The organism is Pseudogracilibacillus sp. SO10305 (assembly GCF_037072005.1).
In the GTDB taxonomy this organism is placed as follows: Bacteria; Bacillota; Bacilli; order Bacillales; family Amphibacillaceae; genus Pseudogracilibacillus; species Pseudogracilibacillus intestinigallinarum.
The window spans coordinates 78,274-100,759 of the sequence record NZ_JAXHDE010000006.1 but is presented as its reverse complement, the minus strand read 5'-3'; the positions used below and the strand labels follow the sequence as shown (position 1 = coordinate 100,759).

General features: G+C 31.9%; 23 protein-coding genes and 1 pseudogene. 21 read left to right on the top strand and 3 right to left on the bottom strand.

Going from position 1 to position 22,486, the window contains the following annotated elements:
- The first annotated feature begins 232 nt into the window (after positions 1-232).
- The 7 genes and pseudogenes from SPD45_RS06865 (at position 233) to SPD45_RS06835 (ending at position 7,274) form a co-directional block, all read left to right on the top strand.
- Positions 233-850 carry a hypothetical protein gene (locus tag SPD45_RS06865; protein WP_336266999.1) on the top strand — a complete coding sequence of 206 codons (618 nt, stop codon included), beginning with the start codon at positions 233-235 and terminating at the stop codon, positions 848-850.
- A complete protein-coding gene (locus tag SPD45_RS06860; RefSeq protein ID WP_336266998.1) occupies positions 847-1,656 on the top strand; it encodes a TlyA family RNA methyltransferase in 810 nt (269 codons plus the stop codon). Before SPD45_RS06865 ends, SPD45_RS06860 begins: the two co-directional genes overlap by 4 nt.
- A gap of 21 nt (positions 1,657-1,677) precedes the next feature.
- On the top strand, positions 1,678-2,127 hold the full coding sequence (gene ahrC, locus SPD45_RS06855) for a transcriptional regulator AhrC/ArgR (RefSeq protein ID WP_336266997.1): 450 nt from the start codon (positions 1,678-1,680) through the stop codon (positions 2,125-2,127).
- A 26-nt stretch (positions 2,128-2,153) separates the two neighbouring features.
- Entirely contained in the window at positions 2,154-3,851 is a 1,698-nt protein-coding gene (gene recN / locus SPD45_RS06850) for a DNA repair protein RecN (RefSeq protein ID WP_336266996.1), read from the top strand.
- Positions 3,852-4,052: 201 nt separating this feature from the next.
- Positions 4,053-5,267, top strand: a complete 1,215-nt coding sequence (gene spoIVB, locus SPD45_RS06845) for a SpoIVB peptidase (protein WP_336266995.1) — start codon at positions 4,053-4,055, stop codon at positions 5,265-5,267.
- Between the two features lie 103 nt (positions 5,268-5,370).
- Complete coding sequence (gene spo0A / locus SPD45_RS06840; RefSeq protein WP_336266994.1) at positions 5,371-6,156, top strand: sporulation transcription factor Spo0A; 786 nt, start codon at positions 5,371-5,373, stop codon at positions 6,154-6,156.
- A gap of 183 nt (positions 6,157-6,339) precedes the next feature.
- Positions 6,340-7,274 (top strand): annotated as a pseudogene (locus tag SPD45_RS06835) (tyrosine-type recombinase/integrase).
- Between the two features lie 670 nt (positions 7,275-7,944).
- Here SPD45_RS06835 and SPD45_RS06830 read toward each other — a convergent pair.
- A complete protein-coding gene (locus SPD45_RS06830; protein ID WP_336266993.1) occupies positions 7,945-8,163 on the bottom strand; it encodes a helix-turn-helix domain-containing protein in 219 nt (72 codons plus the stop codon).
- 128 nt (positions 8,164-8,291) lie between these two features.
- On the opposite strand from SPD45_RS06830, the gene SPD45_RS06825 reads away from it, so the two are divergent.
- From SPD45_RS06825 to SPD45_RS06765, 13 genes are all read left to right on the top strand, one after another.
- Positions 8,292-8,492 carry a hypothetical protein gene (locus tag SPD45_RS06825; RefSeq protein ID WP_336266992.1) on the top strand — a complete coding sequence of 67 codons (201 nt, stop codon included), beginning with the start codon at positions 8,292-8,294 and terminating at the stop codon, positions 8,490-8,492.
- Positions 8,493-8,548: 56 nt separating this feature from the next.
- On the top strand, positions 8,549-8,701 hold the full coding sequence (locus SPD45_RS06820) for a hypothetical protein (protein WP_336266991.1): 153 nt from the start codon (positions 8,549-8,551) through the stop codon (positions 8,699-8,701).
- Between the two features lie 82 nt (positions 8,702-8,783).
- On the top strand, positions 8,784-9,056 hold the full coding sequence (locus SPD45_RS06815; RefSeq protein ID WP_336266990.1) for a hypothetical protein: 273 nt from the start codon (positions 8,784-8,786) through the stop codon (positions 9,054-9,056).
- Positions 9,057-9,731: 675 nt separating this feature from the next.
- Complete coding sequence (locus SPD45_RS06810; protein ID WP_336266989.1) at positions 9,732-9,914, top strand: DUF5659 domain-containing protein; 183 nt, start codon at positions 9,732-9,734, stop codon at positions 9,912-9,914.
- Positions 9,915-9,957: 43 nt separating this feature from the next.
- Positions 9,958-10,614 carry a hypothetical protein gene (locus SPD45_RS06805; RefSeq protein WP_336266988.1) on the top strand — a complete coding sequence of 219 codons (657 nt, stop codon included), beginning with the start codon at positions 9,958-9,960 and terminating at the stop codon, positions 10,612-10,614.
- A gap of 94 nt (positions 10,615-10,708) precedes the next feature.
- The gene (locus SPD45_RS06800) at positions 10,709-11,785 is read left to right on the top strand and encodes a BRO family protein (RefSeq protein ID WP_336266987.1); all 1,077 of its coding nucleotides are present in this window, start codon (positions 10,709-10,711) and stop codon (positions 11,783-11,785) included.
- A gap of 121 nt (positions 11,786-11,906) precedes the next feature.
- Positions 11,907-13,007, top strand: coding sequence for a hypothetical protein (locus SPD45_RS06795; RefSeq protein WP_336266986.1), 1,101 nt, complete (start codon positions 11,907-11,909; stop codon positions 13,005-13,007).
- Between the two features lie 407 nt (positions 13,008-13,414).
- The gene (locus SPD45_RS06790) at positions 13,415-14,068 is read left to right on the top strand and encodes an HNH endonuclease (RefSeq protein WP_336266985.1); all 654 of its coding nucleotides are present in this window, start codon (positions 13,415-13,417) and stop codon (positions 14,066-14,068) included.
- Positions 14,069-14,171: 103 nt separating this feature from the next.
- Positions 14,172-14,873, top strand: coding sequence for a DNA-methyltransferase (locus SPD45_RS06785; RefSeq protein ID WP_336266984.1), 702 nt, complete (start codon positions 14,172-14,174; stop codon positions 14,871-14,873).
- Positions 14,874-15,199: 326 nt separating this feature from the next.
- A complete protein-coding gene (locus SPD45_RS06780) occupies positions 15,200-15,862 on the top strand; it encodes a hypothetical protein (protein WP_336266983.1) in 663 nt (220 codons plus the stop codon).
- Between the two features lie 109 nt (positions 15,863-15,971).
- Positions 15,972-16,421 carry a hypothetical protein gene (locus SPD45_RS06775; RefSeq protein WP_336266982.1) on the top strand — a complete coding sequence of 150 codons (450 nt, stop codon included), beginning with the start codon at positions 15,972-15,974 and terminating at the stop codon, positions 16,419-16,421.
- Between the two features lie 118 nt (positions 16,422-16,539).
- Positions 16,540-16,806: a hypothetical protein gene (locus tag SPD45_RS06770; RefSeq protein ID WP_336266981.1), complete on the top strand. Its 267-nt coding sequence runs from the start codon at positions 16,540-16,542 to the stop codon at positions 16,804-16,806.
- 99 nt (positions 16,807-16,905) lie between these two features.
- The gene (locus SPD45_RS06765) at positions 16,906-18,030 is read left to right on the top strand and encodes a hypothetical protein (protein WP_336266980.1); all 1,125 of its coding nucleotides are present in this window, start codon (positions 16,906-16,908) and stop codon (positions 18,028-18,030) included.
- 674 nt (positions 18,031-18,704) lie between these two features.
- Here the strand turns inward: SPD45_RS06765 and SPD45_RS06760 are convergent.
- Positions 18,705-20,051 carry an aspartate kinase gene (locus tag SPD45_RS06760; RefSeq protein ID WP_336267048.1) on the bottom strand — a complete coding sequence of 449 codons (1,347 nt, stop codon included), beginning with the start codon at positions 20,049-20,051 and terminating at the stop codon, positions 18,705-18,707.
- A gap of 22 nt (positions 20,052-20,073) precedes the next feature.
- The gene (locus SPD45_RS06755) at positions 20,074-20,313 is read right to left on the bottom strand and encodes a DUF2627 domain-containing protein (protein ID WP_336266979.1); all 240 of its coding nucleotides are present in this window, start codon (positions 20,311-20,313) and stop codon (positions 20,074-20,076) included.
- A gap of 149 nt (positions 20,314-20,462) precedes the next feature.
- Between SPD45_RS06755 and SPD45_RS06750 the strand changes: the two genes are divergently transcribed.
- Positions 20,463-22,439, top strand: a complete 1,977-nt coding sequence (locus tag SPD45_RS06750; protein WP_336266978.1) for a sigma-54-dependent Fis family transcriptional regulator — start codon at positions 20,463-20,465, stop codon at positions 22,437-22,439.
- The last annotated feature ends 47 nt before the right edge of the window (positions 22,440-22,486 follow it).

The following is a 22,486-nucleotide window of genomic DNA, read 5'->3' as shown; positions in this document are numbered from 1 at the left end:
GGAAAGCTCCTAGGCTGTTCATGTTGACATTTATAAGGGATTATAGTGCGGACTAAGTGGTAATCCAGTCTAACTTTTGGCGACAAGTTAAGATGGGTTTAAAAGGGAACTGCCTTGGTGGCGACACTAGGTATCCATCTGGGAAAACCTACTGGACCTAAGCCGCAGTCTTAACTTTATAAATGACCATTCCTTCTATACTATGATGACATGAATAAGGTATGATATACATATGAATGAAAAAATAAAAAGTTCGATAAAATTTAGTTTAACGATAGCCGTTATCACGTTCGTGTTAGCGGCTATTTTTTCAAGTTTTTCTTCTACGATCTTACCGAAAGTCTCTTGGATGCTCGGTATGATACTTGTTTTATTTTTTGTCGTAATTGGAATCTTTTTTGATATGTTAGGTATTGCAGCAGCTGCAGCAGATCAAAGGCCATTACATGCAATGGCGGCAGAAAAAGTTACAGGTGCAAGAGAAGCTGTTTTAATTTATAAAAATGCGGATAAATTCGCCAGTTTTTGTAATGATGTTATTGGTGATATATCTGGTATTATAAGTGGTAGTGCATTGGCAATTGTTATTATTGAAATAGGTAATTTAATGAACGAGAGTCCAGAATCACCGATGCAATTAACATTATCCATTGTATTAACAAGCCTGATTGCTGCGTTAACTGTTGGCGGCAAAGCATTAGGGAAATATTTTGCGATGAACGCATCGACAAGTATTTTATTAATGACAGGGAAAGCAATTTATTTTATTCAAGAGAAAATGAAAATAAATATCTTTTCGTCAACAAAAAATAATCAAGATAAAAATAAGAAAAAAGGAAGAAATAAATGAGCAAAGAACGACTAGATGTACTGTTAGTTAAACGAAATTTAATCGATACACGTGAAAAGGCAAAACGACTTATTATGGCTGGACAGGTATTTTCTGAAAATGAACGCTTAGATAAGCCTGGCGTAAAAGTTGATGAAAGTATCCCACTTACTGTTAAGGGACAGTTGCCATACGTAAGTCGGGGTGGATTTAAATTAGAAAAAGCATTACAAACATTCGATGTATCTGTTGAAAATAAAATTATGGTAGATATCGGTTCTTCAACTGGCGGTTTTACTGATTGTGCTTTACAAAATGGTGCAAATTTAGTGTATGCTATCGATGTGGGATATAACCAGTTGGATTGGAAATTACGTTCCGATGATCGTGTCATCGTTCGTGAAAGAACGAACTTTCGTCATGTAGAACAGTCATTTTTTGATAAAGGATTACCAAGTTTTGCAACGATTGATGTATCGTTTATTTCATTAAAAATTATTTTGCCAGTATTAAAAACGATTGCGCAAAATGGGACAGATGTTATCGCATTAATTAAACCACAGTTCGAAGCAGAACGAGAACAAGTTGGAAAAAAGGGTGTCATCAAAGATAAAAAGGTACATGTAGAAGTGTTAGAAAAAATTATTTCATTTGTTGAAAACGAAGGGATGATGTGTAAAAATTTATCATTCTCACCGATTACAGGTGGTGAAGGAAATATTGAGTTTTTAGCACATTTATATATCGATGAAATAGTGGATATTTCTACGCCCATAATGGATAAGATCCCAGATATTGTCAAAGAAGCACATGATACACTTAAATAATATTGAGCAGGAGAGAAGGAAATGAGTAAATCAAAGAGACATTTTAAAATTAGGGAAATAATTTCTGAAAATGAAATTGAAACACAAGATGAACTTGTGGAACGTTTAAAAAATTTAGGGTTTAATGTAACACAAGCGACAGTATCACGTGATATAAAGGAGTTACACCTTGTAAAGGTACCATCAAAAACAGGTATATATAAATACAGCTTACCAACAGAACAACGTTTCAATCCACTTGAGAAATTAGAACGATTAATTATGGAAGCATTCGTTAGTATTGATCATGCGAAGAACTTTATCGTATTAAAAACGCTTCCTGGAAACGGAAATGCGATTGGAGTATTAATTGATGATATTGAGTGGGAAGAAGTTCTCGGTACAATTTGTGGGGATGATACGTGCCTCATTATTTGTCGAGAAGAAGAACATGCGGTAGAAGTAAAAGAACGTATCGTGCAAATGTTATAATGTAACAAATTGCGAGGTGATGACCGTTGTTAACCGAACTATCGATAAGAAATTTCGCTATTATTGATGATATATCGATTACGTTTCATGAAGGATTAACAGTATTAACTGGAGAAACTGGTGCCGGAAAATCGATTATTATTGATGCAGTAGAATTATTAGCAGGTGCTCGTGCATCCGTTCATTATGTTCGTCATGGAGAAAAAAAGGCGGAAATTAGTGGTTTATTTTCATTAAAAGATGAGGATGATCATGTGAAAGAAGTGGCTAATTTTTATGACATTGATATTCACGATCAAATGTTAGTACTTGAGCGAACTATAACAAAGCAAGGAAAAAGTATTTGTAAAATAAACAATAAAATCGTGACTTTATCTGTTTTAAAAGAGATTGGTCAAAAAGTAGTAAATATCCATAGCCAGCATGATACTATCCAGTTAATGGATGAAGAAACACATATACAATTATTAGATGCTTACGATGAAAAACAAATTTATCCATTAATAAAAACGTATGATGCATTATATACGAAATTAATTAAATTGAAACAAAAACATCGGCAATTACAAACGAATGAACAAGATATGGTACATCGTTTAGATTTCATTCAATTTCAATTACATGAAATTGAAGAAGCGAATTTACAAATAGGTGAAGATGAAGCATTAACAGATGAAAGAAATAAATTACACCATCATGAAAAACTATATCGGACAGTTGATGAAGCATACAGTTTATTAGCTGATGACAAATACGCTCTCGAATTACTCGATATTGCCCAAAATAATTTACAACAAGTAAAGGATTTAGATGAGAATATAGAACACCATGCAGATGATTTGTCCTCTTTATTTTACCAACTAGAGGAAATTAGTTTTTCATTGCGTCAATATATTGACACTTTATATTATGATGAGAACGAATTGAATGACATTGAAAGCAGGTTAAATGAAATAAATCATTTAAAGAAAAAATATGGTTTAAACATAGAAGAAATTTTTAAATATAAAGTAAAAATTGAACGAGAAATTGATGAAATTGAACATAAAGAAGATCATTTACTTCAATTAGAGAAAGAAATGTCAGTATTAGAAGACGAAGCATTAATCATTGCGAAACGGTTGCATTCCGCAAGAAAAAAAGCTGCACTGTCATTGGAAAAAGAGATTGAGGTGGAATTAAAAGATCTCTATTTAGAAAATGCGACTTTTTCTGTTCATTTCAAAAAAAATGACACCAATACATTGTATGCAAAAGGAATAGATCAAATTACATTTATGGTCAGTACGAACATTGGAGAGCCGTTAAATGAATTGGCGAAAGTTGCCTCTGGTGGGGAACTTTCACGAATTATGCTTGCATTAAAAAATATTTTTTCCAAACATGATCAAATTCAAACAGTAATATTTGATGAAATTGACACAGGTGTAAGTGGACGCGTTGCACAGTCAATCGCAGAAAAAATGTATGAAATTACAAAAAACGCACAAGTATTATGTATTACACACTTACCACAAGTGGCTGCCATGTCAGATAACCATTTACTTATCGAAAAACATGAAGTAAATGAGCGTACAGCAACAAAAATAACGGATTTATCCAATGATGAAAAAATAAATGAAATTGGTAAAATGTTTACTGGAACTGAATTAACCGAAACAGCAATTGAACATGCTCAACAATTATTGCATTTAACAAATGAATTTAAACGAACGGTATATTAAAACTGGATGGTAATTGCACCATTCAGTTTTAATATGGACATTTTCTTACACATAGCACTATTTACATCGTCTCTTACATTTCCTCTTTTTTTCAATCATCCAAAAAAACACAAATTTGCTTAAGTTTTGCTCGTTTAAAATAATGCCTTTTTGGTCACATTAAACATATCGAAACAAAAACGAATGAGGAGCTGACCAAAATTGCATGTACAGAAAAAATTCATTCGTCTTTTTTATTTTTTTATTCTTATACTCTTTCTATACACACCGTTTTCTTCCATAACATCTATTTTTACCGATATTCCAAATAATGTCGAAACAAACCTCCAATATTTTAGTGACAAATCTTATGAAACAGCAGTAACTACCACTACATCTCCAGATGAAACAGAAATGACATTTTACGCAAATCAAGTACCATTGAAGCAAATTCAAGCAGCAAATGAAACACGAAAAAAGGTTGTACCAGGTGGTGAGTCGATCGGAATACAATTACAATCAACGGGTGTAGTTGTCGTTGGTCATCATGAATTAGATGGAAAAAATGTAACATCACCAGCAAAACAAGCAAACATTAGAGTTGGCGATATTATTTTATCAATGAATGATGAAAAAATTAAAGACATTAACGAAATTCCTACGATTGTAGAAAAATCTGCGGCGAAAAATAAAAATATAGCCGTTACGTTAAAAAGAAATGGAAAAGAAATTTCTACAAACGTCAAACCAGTAAAAAACAAAAAAGAAAATAAATATCAAATTGGACTCTATATGAAGAATGCTTCTTCTGGTATTGGTACTATTACATTTTATGATCCGACAACAAAAAAATATGGAGCATTAGGACATACAGTAAATGATGCTGCGACGAATAAACCTGTAAACATTCATGATGGGAAAATTGTTTTATCGAATGTAACGAGTATTAAAAAAGGAAATAAAGGAATTCCTGGTGAGAAAAAAGCAACATTCTCAATGAAACAAGATAAATTAGGAAATGTTGTAAAAAATAGTCCTTTTGGAATTTATGGTACTTTAAATGATACTTTATTAAAAAATGAAGAACCACTAGACATTGCTTTTGCACATGAAATTGAAAAAGGCCCTGCTGAAATATGGACGGTCATTGAAAAAAATAAAATAGAAAAATTTGATGTGGAAATTTTACACGCATCAAAACAACCGTTCAAAGCGACGAAAGGAATTGTATTAAAAGTAACTGATAAACGCTTATTAGATAAAACCGGTGGGATTGTTCAAGGAATGAGCGGAAGTCCGATCATTCAAAATGGCAAAATAATTGGTGCTGTAACACATGTTTTCGTCAACGATCCAACATCAGGTTATGGTGTGCATATCGAGTGGATGTTAGAGGAAGCTGAATTAACAATGAAAGAGAAGAATGATGCCGCATAAACTTTCTGTCTACGGACAGAAAGTTTTTTCTTCTTTGTGAAGGAATAAATGTAATCTTGTCGAATAATACATATAGAAAGCAATTTATAAGGGGTGTGGATGATTGGGGAAAATTAAAATTTCTGTTGCCGATGACAATCGAGAGCTGGTCAATATTTTACACGCGTATATTTCTGAACAAGAGGACATGGAAGTAGTGAGTATTGCACATGATGGAGTTGAATGTGTCGAAAAATTAATGAGTGTAAAGCCAGATGTTGTATTACTTGACATTATTATGCCACATAAAGATGGACTGGCTGTATTAAAATGGATGAATGAATCGATGGAAGAAAAACCTAAAGTGATTATGCTAACGGCTTTTGGGCAAGAAGAGGTAATGCGACAAGCATTAAATTATGGTGTTTCTTATTTTATGTTAAAACCATTTGATTTCGAACATTTAATGACAAAGATTCGTGAAATAATGAATCGTGAAAATATTTATGCAACACAATCGCTTGTTTCAAATGAAAAGACAAAAAATGTATCAAAGGAAAATATTGAGACAACTATTACGAATATCATGCACGAAATCGGTGTACCAGCACATATTAAAGGATATTTATATATCCGTGAAGCAATTCAAATGGTGTACGAAGATGTCGAATTGCTCGGTGCGATTACAAAAATTTTATACCCAGATATTGCAAAGAAATACAATACGACTCCATCAAGGGTGGAACGGGCGATACGTCATGCAATTGAAGTTGCATGGGATAGAGGAAATATCGACTCTATTACGGAAATGTTTGGTTATACAGTGAATATTGCCAAAGCAAAACCGACCAACTCCGAATTTATCGCCATGCTAGCTGACAGGTTAAGGTTAAATGCGAAAGTGGGTTGATTATTGGTTTAAAAGCGTTTGTGGAGGATATATGCATTGATACCAATGAGCAATAAATTGCTTTTTAAGGCTATAAACTAATATAAATATTGTAATAAATGATAAATCTCTTATTTATTGATTTTAAATCAATGAGTAGGAGGTTTTTTTATGGACAATTTTTAGTTTCAGCTTGATAATTTTATGCTTTATTGCGACTCAAAAAACTTATCACGTAAAACTTTATCGTCTTATGAACAAACTTTACGACTATTTCAAATTTATCTAAAAAATGAACATGACATTAATGACGTAAAACAAGTTAAAAGTCGACACATAAGACAGTATATACAACATTTACGTGATCGTGGTAAATACACTGTCGTAGCAAACGAACGCAGTAAGGGCATTAATTATCCAGATAGAAGGATTGACAAAGGGCAGGAATTATCGTCTAGTACTATTGCCAATTACACCCGGAACATTAAAGTCTTTTTTAATTTTTTATACAATGAACGTGAAATACTGGAAAATCCAGTACGCAATATTAAAAACATTAAGCCACAACGCAAACAAAAGGAAAAATTAGAACCATACGAGTTAAATAAATTATTTAATGCAATGGATATTACAAAATTCCACGAATATCGTTTATTTATTCAGATTAGGTTAATTTACGACACTGGAATACGTGGTACAGAGTCATGTGAGCTAGAAACAAATGATATTGATTTTAAGTTTAATTCTTTACTTATTCGTAATCCCAAAAATAACAAAGAAAGATTTGTTTATTTTAGTCGTAAAATGAGCAGTGAGTTAAAAAGATGGCTCAAATATCGTGAAGATTTAGCGATAGTGATTACCTATTCCCAACAATTAAAGGAACGAAACTCAATGTACGCAATTTGAATCGTTCGTTGAGGATGGTAGGTGATCGTGTAGGTGTAAATGTACATGTGCATATGCTACGTAACTCCTTTGCTAAAGCGTATATATTAGCTGGAGGTGATTGGAGTAGCTTGAGTCGCATTTTAGGTCATAGCAGTGCCGAAGTCACTCAAAAAGCGTATTTAGACTTTTCAGAAGACGAGATAAGACAACAACATAATAAATTTAGTCCATTGGACAATTTAAAATAAAGCAAAATAAAACGCCTCTTAGTTGCTACCAACAACTAAAAGGCGATAAAACTAAATAGGCTCAACACTTAAAGCCACTTATAATGTTACTTTCTATATTATCAAAAAAATTGAGATATAGCAAGGTTTATTAAGAGATGCAATTTTTAAGTAACAAGCCATGTCGAGAGTATGCCAAAAACTCGACATAAAAAAACAAAGAGAAAGGTTATGACTTAGCCGATGCAATAAGTAAGTCTAGTCAGCATATGACATTTTCCTGTTTGTGTCGCTGATGAAAGGTGAAAGCTACCATAGTGCTGTTGAAGGAGAGGTATGTGTTTAAGGACACGTAGGACAAGCCACAGACGTTTATTATGCAATCTAATATAAACTAACCGCAAGGGATACTTGAGCGTGTAGGCTTGTCGTAGAGGAATCTACTGACTAAACAGGAGTCATACGACACGGAAACCATAACTTAGCCTGTACGATGATGATTGTTGCTATCTACTTTCATTCGATTATTTTTTCGATTGAAAAGTAGGTAACAACTTTGTCTCCAGAGCCGTTTTCCATACTTTCCTACCGATGATGGGGAAAACTCAAAGACATGTCAACTACATTTGATTAAATTAATACAAAAAAAGAGCAACTACATATAGCAGTTACTCTATATATTACTATTCCACTATTGAGGGTTGTCATCATCGACTAGCAGTAATAATTCATCAACTCTACAATCTAAAACAGTGCATACACGAGCTATTGTTTCTTTGTGATACTGTTTACTATCATCGTGATATAAACGTCTAAGAGTCTCAAATTTAAGATCTGTACGTCTTTCTAATTCACGAATGCTTATATTACGATCATCTAATAATTGTTTTAAATTCGATTTAATTTTCATTCAATATCACCTCACATATTATTATATCATTATTGACTAAGAAAAATAGTCAAAACTATTGACAACGTAAAGTAGTCGTGTTATATTACGTCTAGACAACAAAGAGTTGTCGAAAAGGTGGTGAAAAAATGAATGAATTAGCACAACCGATATTATCGATGCCGATATTTCTAATAATAGGATTTATTAGCTTAATGATGATCGGATTATTGGCAGAACACATTGAACGAATACAGGATAAAAAAGCACAAAAAAGCTTGCAAGATGTTGGCGCACCTTACAAGCATAATAAAAACACTCAAATTAATTATAGTGAAAAAGTAAGTTAATATCAAATTGAGGACTCTAAGTTAAAGGGGAGTCCTCTAATATGGAGGAAAGGTCAATGCAAGTGAATCATTATGAATGTGTTGTTAAAACAAATACACACACGCTTACAGTTAATGTATTCATGCATAGCGACAATAAGGAAATGATTAAGCAACAAGCTATAAACGAAGCAATTCAGCACCTTAAAGTGTTTGGATGTGAAGATTAGATTAATGAAATTATTCCAATTGGATATATTAAAAAAAGACAAGTGGATTTACAATTAATATATAGAAGGAGACAACTAAAAAATGACAACAACTATCGATGTTAAAAACGAGGAAATAATTAAAGAAAACTACAGTGAATTACATATCATTAATGATGCAATTGATCGTATTAATATCGCAATTGGAAAAATGGAAAATGATGTTAAACAATTTAGAAGGGAAGAAAAATATACAACTGCAAATAATTTATGCAAATACATACAAGGATTACAAATGGCAAAACGTAACATTGTAGCATCTTTAGACGAAGCAGGAATACAAGGCTTAAATCGGAATTGGGAGCGTGTAGAGTAAGTAATAATATACTAATACATTGATAAGGGTGATGTGATGTCACTCTTTTTTTATTTCAAGATGGATCAGAATTTTATGTATTAAAAAGTACACTTATTTCCAGTAAATTTTAAAAATGGTCGGAAATAAAAGTACCATTTTAGCACTGAAATTTCTACTGCTAAGAAATAAAAGTACCAAAATGGTACTAAAATTTCATAGATACGGAAATAAAAGTACCAAAACGGTACTGAAAGCACCTAGTATACAGAAAGATTATAATTACAAATAAACGATAGAGTATACAGAGATATATATAGTATAAGGCGGCGGTCGGGGCGCACCCCCTTTTAAACGGTATTTAAAAAATAGGGTCGAATTTAATTTCTCAATCCTAGTAGTAAGTAGAGAGGTAAATTTTAAAATGTGTACCAAATCGAGACTTAATCCCTGTATATAGTAGGAAGGTTTTTTATAGCGTATCATTTACGAGTTGTGACTAAATTGTGACGAGGATTGAAATGAATTTAATTATTTTTACAAGAAATCAAAGTTGAAATGTAAGTAACTACATACAAAATTCATTATTATAACACACATCCATATAATTTGCAAATAATACATAAAAATGGTATAATATAACTATATTAGATGATTCGGATTTGTTAAAAGAAATATTAAAATGGTGAAAATTAATTGACAACATTAACAAGTGAAGATTTTTTCTTCTGTTATGATAGAAAACTCATGTTTGACTTAAGCGACGAAGGTTTTAAATGGATAACATGTGCAAAACATGAACAAACAGATAATAAATTCTTTTTATTTCATCGCACGGATGAGCTGGAAAAGGCAATTGAAATGCATAAAAACAATTAAATAAGGAACAAGTGTATAAGCAAAAAAGGGAGTATGCAAAATTATGACAAAAAAAGAAGAAAACTTTATTAAGGTTTACAATTTATTTACGACATTATCAAGCACTGAAAAAGATAATCCATATCAATTAAATGAAAAGGAATTGTACGTTTATTCTTATCTTTACATGCAGAGAAACTTGAACGGTGAAGTTGAAACAGCCTATGATGCACTAAAGTTATTTATAACACTGACAACAAAGAGGATTTCAGACAATAAAAAAGAGATTATGGTGCAAATGGAAAGCTTAGTCAATAAAGGTATTATAAATGTAAAAGATAACAATGGGGCGTTAACAATTACTTTTAACGAAATTAACGGTGGATTTGAGCAGGTATTGTTTGATCATTATAAAGCGATGAAGGACACAAGACAGTATTACATGTTTTGTGCAGTTAAAAAGTGGGAAAGAGAAACAACTGGAGCGATTTACGCAATTTGGCAATGGGGTAAATTATTATCATTAAAAAGCGATAGACGTGTAAAAGATATACTGAATGAAGCATGTGACGAGGAAAACGGATTTTTAATTAAAAGAGTTGGTGCTTATTCAAGAGATAAAAAGGTTATTGGAAGCGATGGACAAGTATATCAAGATGCCAATAATTATTTTCCGAATTATGACTGGTTTAAATCTGGAAAAATTAGCATTGCATCATAAGTTTTTATATGGGCATAAAAATAAAACTAAGGAGTGAGGCAAATGGCTGATGCAATAAAACGTGTCAGCAAACATAAAAAGGTGGAGATTCGAAGTGAGAAACAGTGCAAAGGTTTTACCAAGGATTTACGAGTATGATTTATCAGATGTAAGAACAGCTAGGATTAATGAAAAGGTTTGGGTAATTGCTGAGGATGTATGTCATATCCTTAACTTTAACAGCATTGACTATGTGCTGGAACAACTAAATGATAAAGATAAGCAGATGATCAAAAGCACGTTGTTTATTAATCAAAATGCTGTTTATGATTTGATTGCTATGTCAGCAAATGATGAGGCTAAACATTTCAAAAGTTGGTTGAATGATGAAGTTTTTAAAGCAGAGCTGAGTTTAGTTGTTGATAATGACAATGTAAAAGAAAATGATGATAAGTTTCAATTATTTGAACATGAGGATTTAGGGAACGTCAGAGTTATTTTAGATAAAAGTGGAGAGCCATTATTTAACTTGAATGACGTGTGCGGAGTTTTAGAAGTTGCTCCAAGAGTAGTAAAACAAAGGCTTAGCAAGGGTGTATGTTCAACATACCCCCTTCAAACGGCAGGGGGAAAACAACAAACAACTTTCGTAAATGAAGATGGATTATATGATGTTGTTTTAGATAGTCGAAAGCCACAAGCGAAAAAGTTTAGAAAGTGGATCACGTCAGAAGTGCTACCGTCAATTCGAAAACATGGAGCGTATATGACAGAAAACACTATTGAGCAAGCCTTAACGAATCCAGACTTTTTAATCCAACTTGCAACGAACTTAAAACAAGAGCAAGAGGCAAGAAAGAAAGCAGAGCAACAGAGTAAAAAATTGAAGCAACAAATTGAAATTGATAAGCCAAAAGTTAAAACCTATGAACATTTCATCGAAGCTAAAAATAATATGAACATGAACGAAGTAGCCAAAAATATTGGCTGGGGTCGTAATAAGTTATTCGCTCAATTACGGGATGATGAAATTTTAATGAATGATAATCAACCTTATCAATCATTTGTAAATAGGGGTTACTTTGAGGTAGCAGTTAAGCCAATCAGTCGTGGAGGGTATAATCGCAATCAGAATGTAACACTTGTAACAGCAAAAGGCGCCGAATGGTTAGCTAAAAAGTATGCGAAGTAAAATTTAATTTAAGAGGGGTCTCGTTAAAGGAGACTCCTTCAAACAAAAAGGGATAAATCAAATGATGGGAGTGAATAAATGAACGCTTGCAACGCAGGCGAAAATAAGGAGAATTTATTGGATGAAAAAGACAGAAAAGGTGCAAGTACAAGAAACAGGGTTTATCACATTAAAGGATTATATCGCTGATTATCAAAGTAAAGGTATGGAATCAACAGCTTTAAATCAACTTATTATTGTTAGCATTGATGGAGAAAATGGTACAAAGGTTACTTTTCGTGACAAAAGTTTAAATTTTATTTTCAATGGAATCATTAAGGAATATGGGGGATTTGTAAGTTACAATGATTTGCTTAACTTTTTTATAAATGGATTATATGAGCGAGTATTTGATAAAGCTGATTTAAGATTTGAGCCAGCACAAATTGTTAACTGGGCAAGTGATGAATTATTTGGCTTTGTTACAAGAAAAGTGAACACGGAAATACAGAATGTTGATCAAGTGTTGTCAGAAAGCTATATTACAAAAGACGGAACAGAGCAAACACACTATGACGATGTAGCATATGATGAGTATTTCAATATTTTAAGAACTGATAATAAATTTGAGCGTTACATTAAAAGTTTAGGCGGATTAGATAAGATACTGACATCGAGACAGTTGGAGATTTACAATTTATCAAATATCGAAGGAGCAACACATCAATCGATTGCTGATGAGCTGGGAGTAAGTAAACAAGCCGTTACAAAAGCAATTGCGACAGCTAAAAATAAAGTTAAGAAAGAATTTTTGAATTGGAAAATAATGAATCAATTACATAGTAATAGAGAGTTGTATGACGTTGTAAGAGATTATTTAGATAGTTATGCAAAAATTGCAACGTTTGATGTAACAGATTTATTCGATTATTTTGGGTTTACGATCCAGTATTTTAAAGATAATGTGAATGATTACGAAGAAGATATTGCGGATGTATTAATGGACAATGCAACTAAGGCAAATCGAACTTTATTGCTTGGAATATTAAATAATAAAGTGTATGAAAACTATGAAGAAGTAACGTTTACAAAAAGACAACAGGATCAATTTGTGATGGGAACTATTAGAGCATTTAATGATTATATTAAGAACGTGGGCAAGTCTGTAGATGGATTTAGTGACAATGTAGTTCATTTAGCAGATAATACAGACGGTTATAAGAAAGTTGCAGAATTATTTTAAATTATAGTTGTCAAATTTGTAATATAGTAGTAGAAGAGAGAGTGGGAGAATTAATTACATTGGAGTTGGTAAAGTGGAATTATTATCAGCTTTAATTGGTTTAGCACTCGGATTTCATTACGTAAAAACTAAATAATTGCCACCTTTTTAGACGAGTCGCATCCCCTGTGATTCGTCTTTTTTATTTTTATAAAAAGAACCTTTACTAATAAAATCAACCTTTTAAAAACTGTTTAAGAGTCAGCTATACCAAAACTCTATTTTTGTATATTTTGCAAAGATTTCAATTTTAAATTATGGATTGGTATTTTTTCAAAGTATATGAATCGAACAAGCTCATGATCCTCACGAGGACTGAGCTATTTTTTATTTTAAACAAAAAAAGTGGAAAAGGACGATGTAAGATTATGATTAATAGTATTTTAAATGGATTTGAAGAGGAAATCGGAAAAGATGTAAAGGTAATAGTGGAGGATAGGGTCAACGGTAAATGTGTAGATAAGGTTTATCAAAAGAATGCAGATGGCACGTTTGAATTAATTGAAATTATTGATGATGCTGGAGTACATGAATTAACTGCCATTCCAAACTTTAGTCAATATATGGCTGATTTAGAACGAGGAAAGGTGTTTAGTATCAAAGCGAATAGATGGTTAAATCCCAAGCCGAATAAGAGGTTTGGATATGTGTATTCAACTTTGATTAATGATCAGAAGAAATCAACAGCAATCTCAATCCATCAAGTTATGATGTCGGCGCATAAGCAGGTTAAACCTAAATCATGGATGCGGTTTAGATTGGAAATTGATCATGTTAATGGTGTTAAGCATGATAATAGTATTGATAACTTACGTTTGATTAGACATACTGAGCAGTTTTGCGATGTTGTTCGGAAAAAGATGAGTGAATCAAATGCGAAACGTTTATCTAAAAACGATGTGAGATATTTGAGATTGGTAAAGGAAGTTTTACAAGTCAAAGCCAATATAAGCAAAACGATTTCTGTAATTATTATAGTAAAAAGTTTGAGAGAACTTATTCGACAATTGAAAAAATCGTGAACGAGGTAACCTATAAAAGTGTGCAATTGAGTAATAAAGAAAAAGAATTGATTAATCAACTGGATAAAGTAAAAGAAGACTTGAAAGAGTTTGGATTGATTGCATGATTGAATTAAATAAAATTTACAACGAAGATTGCATAATTGGTATGCAACGAATAAAAGATAATATTATTGATTTAGCGGTAGTCGATCCACCATATGGCATTAATTTTAATAGTAATTATCGTACAAAAAGTAATCTGAAAAGTGTGAACGGAATACTGAACGACAAAGATAATATTGATTTATTAGAAGATGTCGCAATTCAATTACATAGAGTACTAAAGGATAACAGTCATTTATACTGGTTTACTCGATGGGATAAGGTAGATGAGCAAAAGCCCATGTTAGAAGAAGTTGGTTTTAATGTTAAAAATAATATTATCTGGATGAAGAATAATTGGTCAATGGGTGATTTAAAAGGTGCTTATGCTGGACAATATGAGTGTATTTTGTTCGCTCATAAAGGTAGACGAGAGTTGAATAAAGTTGATGGTAGAAAAAGACACTCAGATATATTGCAGTTTGATAGAATTGCAGGAAATGGTTTGTTGCATAGTCATCAAAAACCTGTGGAGTTATTGGAGCTACTGATTAATAAAAGTAGTGATAAAGGTGATGTTGTGCTTGACCCGTTTATAGGTAGTGGAAGCACAGCAGTAGCATGTATAAATACGAATAGAGATTTCATAGGGTTTGAGATGGATAAAGATTATTATAATATTGCGAACGACAGGATTAATAGTTATATGACACTAGTTTAGTTGATTATTCACTCTGTTTGTAGTTAAATAGTAATGATTACAATTGCATAGTGCAGTAGCTGATTATAATAGCTAAAAGAAAGTTGAGAAGAGAGCAGATGGAACTTATGTTGAAATTACTAAGAAAGGCAAGTTTACAGAGGAAAGAGGGTTATCAGAATACGAATACGAAAAGGAAGAATTAATTGAAGCTGGAATAGGAGTTATAAGCTATATAATTTGCTTTGTTATTTTTTGCTTATTATTTTCGGGGGTGTTTAAATAAAAAAGCGACGAAAACGAAGATTACATTGATAGTATATTAAAATTGTGAGAGGAATAACGAAATGGATAGAGAGACAAAAATCAAAGTATTTTCCACAGTAATGACACTCGTATTAGTTGTGGCTGTAATTGTAAAAATAATGTCTGGTTTTTCAGATAACACTGTATTCGATGATAAAAACAATGAATCAAACGATGAAGCAAATGAAGAAATAGTCTATAACGAAGATGTTGATATGACTAAATCAGATGACACAAGCGATAAGACTTTTTATAATCCAAAAGAGTCAAGCTCTAACGATGATTTAGATACAGGATCAGAATCATCTACTCTGGATAACGACGCTAAGGAATCTTCTCAGTACAACCTTGGAGAATTAGATTATACTTTAGAAGAAATGATTGTATATTTAAGTGATATAAACTTCCTATACGATGAATTCACATTTAATAATGATGTAATACATGATGAAGAATGGTCTATGTACTTTAATTCTACTATTGATAGTATGTCAGATTGCATGGACAGAATAAGAGATTTAAACACTCCAGCAGAAGAGAGTGGGAAACACTCATTGGCTATTGAGGGTGTAGATGAGCTTCAAAATGTTGTAGATAATATGAAAAGTGCATTAGATAATATGAATTTCGCTCAAATTGAAGACTGTGCATACTCATTAGAATTCGGCGGTTATCATATTTCTGACGCTTTGCTTGTAAACTAAATAAAGATTTATTAAACCTAGACTTAATTGTCTGGGTTTTTATTTTGTCTTTTACTCGTTAATATTAACCTCTTGTATGTTAATATAGCTATGAGGTGATATAAGTAAAATGTCAGAATTATTTAATTCAATTGATACAGTGCTTCTCATTACAACAGTAGTTGGTAGCATAATTTTATCAATAATAGGATGGCTTACAGGGTGGTTTAAGGGTGTATTTGGTAAATTAATTAAGTTTATTTTTAACAAAAAAGAAGCAAAGTCAAATGACGATGTTTTCTTAGATTCAGTAACTTATAGGAATGCAACATTTCAAATAAGGATTAAAGAATACGAAAAGATTAAAGTAGAAAATCTTATCAAACTATTAAATAACAAATTAAATTGTATTGCAGTGCTGATCAATAATTCAAGACGTTATGAAGATAGTATTTTACAATTTGATATTAAATCCAGAATTAAAATAGATGATGGTGACACTCATAAGAAAATCTTTGATATCTTAAGTTATAATGAAAATGTAAAATACGAAGTTTATGGGGTCTTCAACACAGGATGAAAGGGAAATTGTGATACTTTTGATGATAAGCAAATACATAATAGATTGATTGTTTTGACTTCTTATAGTTTAATAGTAGTGAGTCAATTATACTATAAAATTATAAGGGGATGAGGTTGTGAGTGAAAAGGAAACGTTTGAAGATATAGTTAGATTCTGGGCGGATAGATTTAAAAGAGGAATAAAAGTTACAAAATCAGAGTTTGAGACAGATGTAGCTGAAATGTTAGGTGGGGTGTTCAGATCTGGTAGTACGATCGGTGCTGAGTTTGAACACTATACTGATAAGGAAACAGATAAAGATATTAGAAACCTTTTTCTTGAGCTATATTTAGATGAACCTAAATTTAAATACAAAAAAGGTAAATGGTATTCTATATATTAAATATTAGCCAAAAGCACTCAATTAACTTTCGGTGCTTTTCGTGTCCTGTTGAATAAAATTGTTTCTTATAGTTTAATTGAACTATAAGGAGTGATGTTCATGGGGAACTTTAAAATGACTGTTAGTACACATCCTAATAGTAAATTAGATTTAAAAGAAGATATTGAGTTAATTAAAGTAGCCTTGCTATATGGTGATAATGTTACATTAAAAAGTATGAAAGCTGATTTGATATATAAGGCATTAGATTATAAAAAACAAGAGAAGTTTTTAGATAAAATGCAATATTTAAGAAATCTAGCATATCTAGCGAAATCAGATATGGCTATGGATATAGAAGCTTTTATTTTAAAGTATAGAGAATTAACAAGGAAAAATTTAGATGATCGAAAAAGAGGTTTACTGAAACTTAAAATTGATAATGAATTTAGTAAACCATGGGAATTAATTGAAAAAGGTGTGCTTAGTTCCATTAACATAGATGATATTAACTCGATTGAAAAGCTAATGGAAACAGATAGACTAGAATTAGTTAGATATAATACAAGTATATCAAGGGTTCATCATGATGATAGTTATTTGATGGAGTATCTTAAGAGTATAGAAGAAACTTTATCGCAGTATAATAATTATCCTTTGTTCGACAGTAAGATATCTAAATTCGTTAACCTAGGTATTAAGGAAGGGAAATTAAATGTAACAAATGCTACACAAGAAAAAATAAAGCATTCTAGCCTAACAATAACAATGTTAAATAATTTACCTAGTTTCAACAAAGCAGAGATTGATGAAGTGATTGATATTCGTAGTGAGTTAGAAAGGTACTTAATACGTTTTAGAAGTGCAGTTGTTAAGTATACAGACTTAATTGAAGTAGATATTACTGATGATGATTTATTATACGAAATAAATAAACTGATAATTAAAGAAATTAATCCAGCTATACAAGATATAGATGAACAATGTAAGGGAAATAAATATCTAAGAGAATTAGGTTATACATTAGTAAATTCGAGATGGATACAAGCATCCTGTGTTGGCTTAATACTTGGAAATGTTTTGGATTTATTTACAGCTACAGGAAGTATTGCTACTGGTGCTGTTAGCACAGGTACAGGCGTAATTAATCATCATAAACAATGGCAAAAAAGTAAAGCGAAAATTGAACAAAATAATTTGTTTTTCTATTACAGGGCTGGCGAAGAACTTAAGAAAAGGTATTAAATAATTTATTATTAATAAATAATAAATTTAACACTTACTTAATTGTAAGTGTTTTTTGTTTGGGTAAAATAAATTTGCAAAATTTTGCATAGCGGGTTATACTCTTTTTAAATAGAGATACAGTTGAGTAATAAACAATTGACTGTAAACCTATAAACAACTCAATAAATAAGAGATTTAATTTAGTTAAAGTCTTATTACCACAATGTTAAACTCTCACAATAAAAAACCAACTCCGAATTTATCGCCATGCTAGCTGACAGGTTAAGGTTAAATGCGAAAGTGGGTTGATTATTTTCTGCTCACGAAATGATTATTATGCACTTTTATTTTACATGTATTATATGAATGGAAAAAATTTAAAAGCTTATTTTATCCAGTTATAACTTCATCATTGTTTCTTGATCATTCTTATTCATAAAACAATAAGGATGGGAAGTAAATAAAAACACGAATAATGACTAAGGGAAATGAAAGATAATGTACATAAATTAACGTCAGATGATACACGTTCACATTTTTTCAGGTGAGTGAATCGCAAAAGGCAAAGTCAAACAGGGGGGCGTATGAGGTTATCCCTGTTGACAAAGCTTTACTTATGTAAATGACTTAGTACATGAATATCACATTTATCCAAAATCAATTATTCGTGTTTATTTTATTGTCTTTATATATTATTCGAAGTAAGCCCTATATAACGCTTTAATTGCTCGGTGTAGGTCATTTGCTTTAATTCCGAACATCATAGAAACTTCAGAAGAACCTTGGTTGATCATTTCTAAGTTTACATTGGCTTCGCCTAAGGCAGTTGTTGCTGTTTGTGCCATACCAATTGCTTCGTTCATTCCTTCACCAACAACCATAATTAAAGCTAAATCACGATGAAATGCAACAAAATCAGCATGTAATTCATCATAAATACGTTTGACAATTTTTTGTTCTTTTTCCTCTGTTAATTGACTGTCCCGAATAATAATGGACATATCATCAATCCCAGAAGGAGAGTGCTCGAATGATACTTGTTCGTTTTCGAGAATTTGAAATAACTTTCGTCCAAACCCGATTTCACGGTTCATTAAAAATTTACTTACATATAAACTTGAGAATCCAGTGTCACTTGCAATTCCGACGACACATTTATCATCTATTTCACGATCTGCAACGATCATTGTTCCTGGAGCAGATGGATTATTCGTATTTTTAATACAAACAGGGATACGTGCATTAAATGCAGGTATTAAAGCTTCATCATGGAATACGGAAAATCCGGCATAAGATAACTCGCGCATTTCACGATATGTAAGTTGTTTAATTTCATGTGGATTTTCCACAATGGATGGATTCACCGCATAAACGGAATCAACATCAGTAAAGTTTTCATATAATGTTGCCTCCACGCCTGCTGAAACAATTGCCCCAGTAATATCAGATCCTCCTCGTGAGAATGTTGCCAATTGTCCGTCTTTTGTGAAGCCAAAGAATCCTGGGATTACTAAAACGCCATCTTTCTCACGTAAAGTATAAATTTTTTCATAACTATCCTTCAGCAATTGAGCACCATGTGGATCATTTTTGACGATAATTCCAGCATCTTTCGGGTTTACGTAATGTGCATTCACACCTAATGTTTGTAAATATGCACTTAAAATTTTTGCCGAACTATCTTCTCCTAATGCTTTAATTTGATTCATTAAATCTTCATAAGACAGAGAAGCATCTAATGTTGCATCAATTTTCGCTTTAATTTCTTCGACCAATGCATCATCAACATTTAATTCATTAATGATTTTTGTAAATCGATCGATAATCGTAATGTAATATGATTTATATTTATCTTTATTGTAAAATGCATTTCCTAAACTAATTAATAAATCTGTTACTTTATAATCTTTATCATGTCTTTTTCCAGGTGCAGAAACGACAATAAACTTACGTTCTGCATCATCCATTACAATATTTGCTACTTTTTTAAATTGTGTTGCATTTGCTAATGAACTACCACCGAATTTTGCTACTTTCATCATTAATTGGTCTCCTTCTTTGTTATTTCTCCGTATATTCTTTTTCTTTTAATAAATTTCGTTTTTTGTCACGATGATAAATGAATCCGCCAATGAAAGCTAAACCGAATAAAAATAAAATTAATCCAACAACAAACTGAATGCCTTCATTTACTAATAATGCATATACTTCATTAAAAACTGCATCACGCATAAGTTTAATTCCAAACGCTCCAAGAATACCAGGAATAAACAAAATTGCTGCAGCGATAAATCTTACCATTTTCTTCCCCTTTTTCTAGATAGAATATTATCATTATAACAAATCTTCTCTGTTTATTAAAATGTAAAGGAATAGTTCTTGTTATTATACGTAAGTTCTATTATGATTAAGGTACGCTTCTTGCAATTTTTTTCAAGGTGGTGACTGTCATGCATGAAATTTTAATCAATGGTACAAATAAATTAGGTCAAGATTTTGCAAGTTTTATTGATAAATTACCGAATATGCATGGTGTAGTCTTGGATGAGAATACATTTGATCATTATGTTGCAAATGAATTATTCGTCCATTTTGATTATATTTTAGATGCAGTCGGAGATCCGGAAGCATTGTCGATATTACGGCAACATAAAAGAGAAGATGCAATGCTTATACAAAAGGATACATTAATGGCGTTTCGCCCAATTTTAAATGAAAAAAAACTGCATATGATGCATATAGAACTTCTTTTAAACCATATTCAAGATGGGATTATTTTTATCAATATCGATAATAATATTCAAATGATGAATAAAGCGGCAAAAGAAATGATTGGATGGAAGAACAATCCGATTGGTGCTCATATTTTAGATGTGATTCCAAATAGTAAATTACATGAAGTGTTACATAGACAAGAAATTGAATTACATAAAAAGTTAACTCTACAAAATAATAGAGAAATTATTACAACACGGATGCCGCTTCGGAATAGCTCAAATCAATTAGTTGGGGCATTTGCTGTATTTAAAGATGCAAAACAATTGAAAGAAATTGCAGAAGAAAATACGGACTTAAAAGAAATTAAATCGATGCTAGAGGCAATTATTTATTCTTCAGACGAAGCGATTAGTGTCGTAGATGAAAATGGAATTGGATTAATGATCAATCCTGCATATACAAAAATAACAGGATTAACGGAAAAAGACGTTATTGGACAACCAGCTTCTGTTGATATTTCAGAAGGGGAAAGTGTGCATATGAAAGTTTTGAAAAATCGTCGACCAATTCGAGGTGCCAAGCTGTTTGTTGGTCCGAATAAAAAAGAAGTTGTCGTCAATGTTGCGCCGATCATCGTTCAAGGAAAATTAAAGGGAAGTGTCGCTGTCATTCATGATATGTCTGTCATACATGAATTAACAAATGAATTAAATCGTGTCAAACAAATTATACGTAGTTTAGAGGCGACGTATACATTTGAAGATATTATCGGAACATCCCAAGAAATGAAACTTTCCATTGAACAAGCGAAGATTGCAGCAAACACACATGCGACCGTTTTGTTAAGAGGAGAATCAGGTACAGGAAAAGAATTGTTTGCTCATGCTATTCACAATGCAAGTGATCGAAGGCATTGCAAGTTTATTCGTGTAAATTGCGCAGCTATTGCTGAGTCGGTGCTAGAGAGTGAATTATTTGGTTATGAGGATGGTGCATTTACTGGAGCAAAACGTGGTGGTAAAAAAGGCTTGTTTGAAGAAGCGAATTACGGCACGATTTTTTTAGATGAGATAGGTGATTTATCGCTTCATATGCAGGCGAAAATTTTACGAGTGTTGCAAGAGAAAGAAATTACAAAGGTTGGAGGCACAACCGCCATTCCACTAGACATTCGGATCATTACTGCAACAAATGTAAATTTAGAAAAAGCGATTACAAATAAAAAATTTAGGGAAGATTTATATTACAGACTAAATCGTTTGCCTATTTTCATACCACCATTACGCGACAGGATGGATGATATGCATCAATTAGTTCATTATATGATTGAGAAAGTGAACCAACAATACGGTCGAAATGTGCAATCTATTTCTGCTGTAGCAATGAAAAAGTTGAAGCAATATAGTTGGCCAGGAAATGTAAGGGAACTAGAAAATGTGATAAGTCGTGCGATTATCTTTATGGATATATCGGAAGAAGAAATATTGTATACACATTTACCGATGCTAGAATTAGAAACGGATAAACAACAAACACAGTTCCAAGTAGAAGATCATATTTCACTACAAGCTGCAACAGAACAGTTTGAAAGAGAATATATTTACAATGTATATAAAAACAATGATTTTCATAAAACGAATACTGCGAAACAATTAAACATTTCTGTACGAAACTTATATTATAAATTGGAAAAATATGGTATTGATTAAAATTTAGCACGTTTATTCATGCAATAATTTGCGTGTTTTGCAAATAT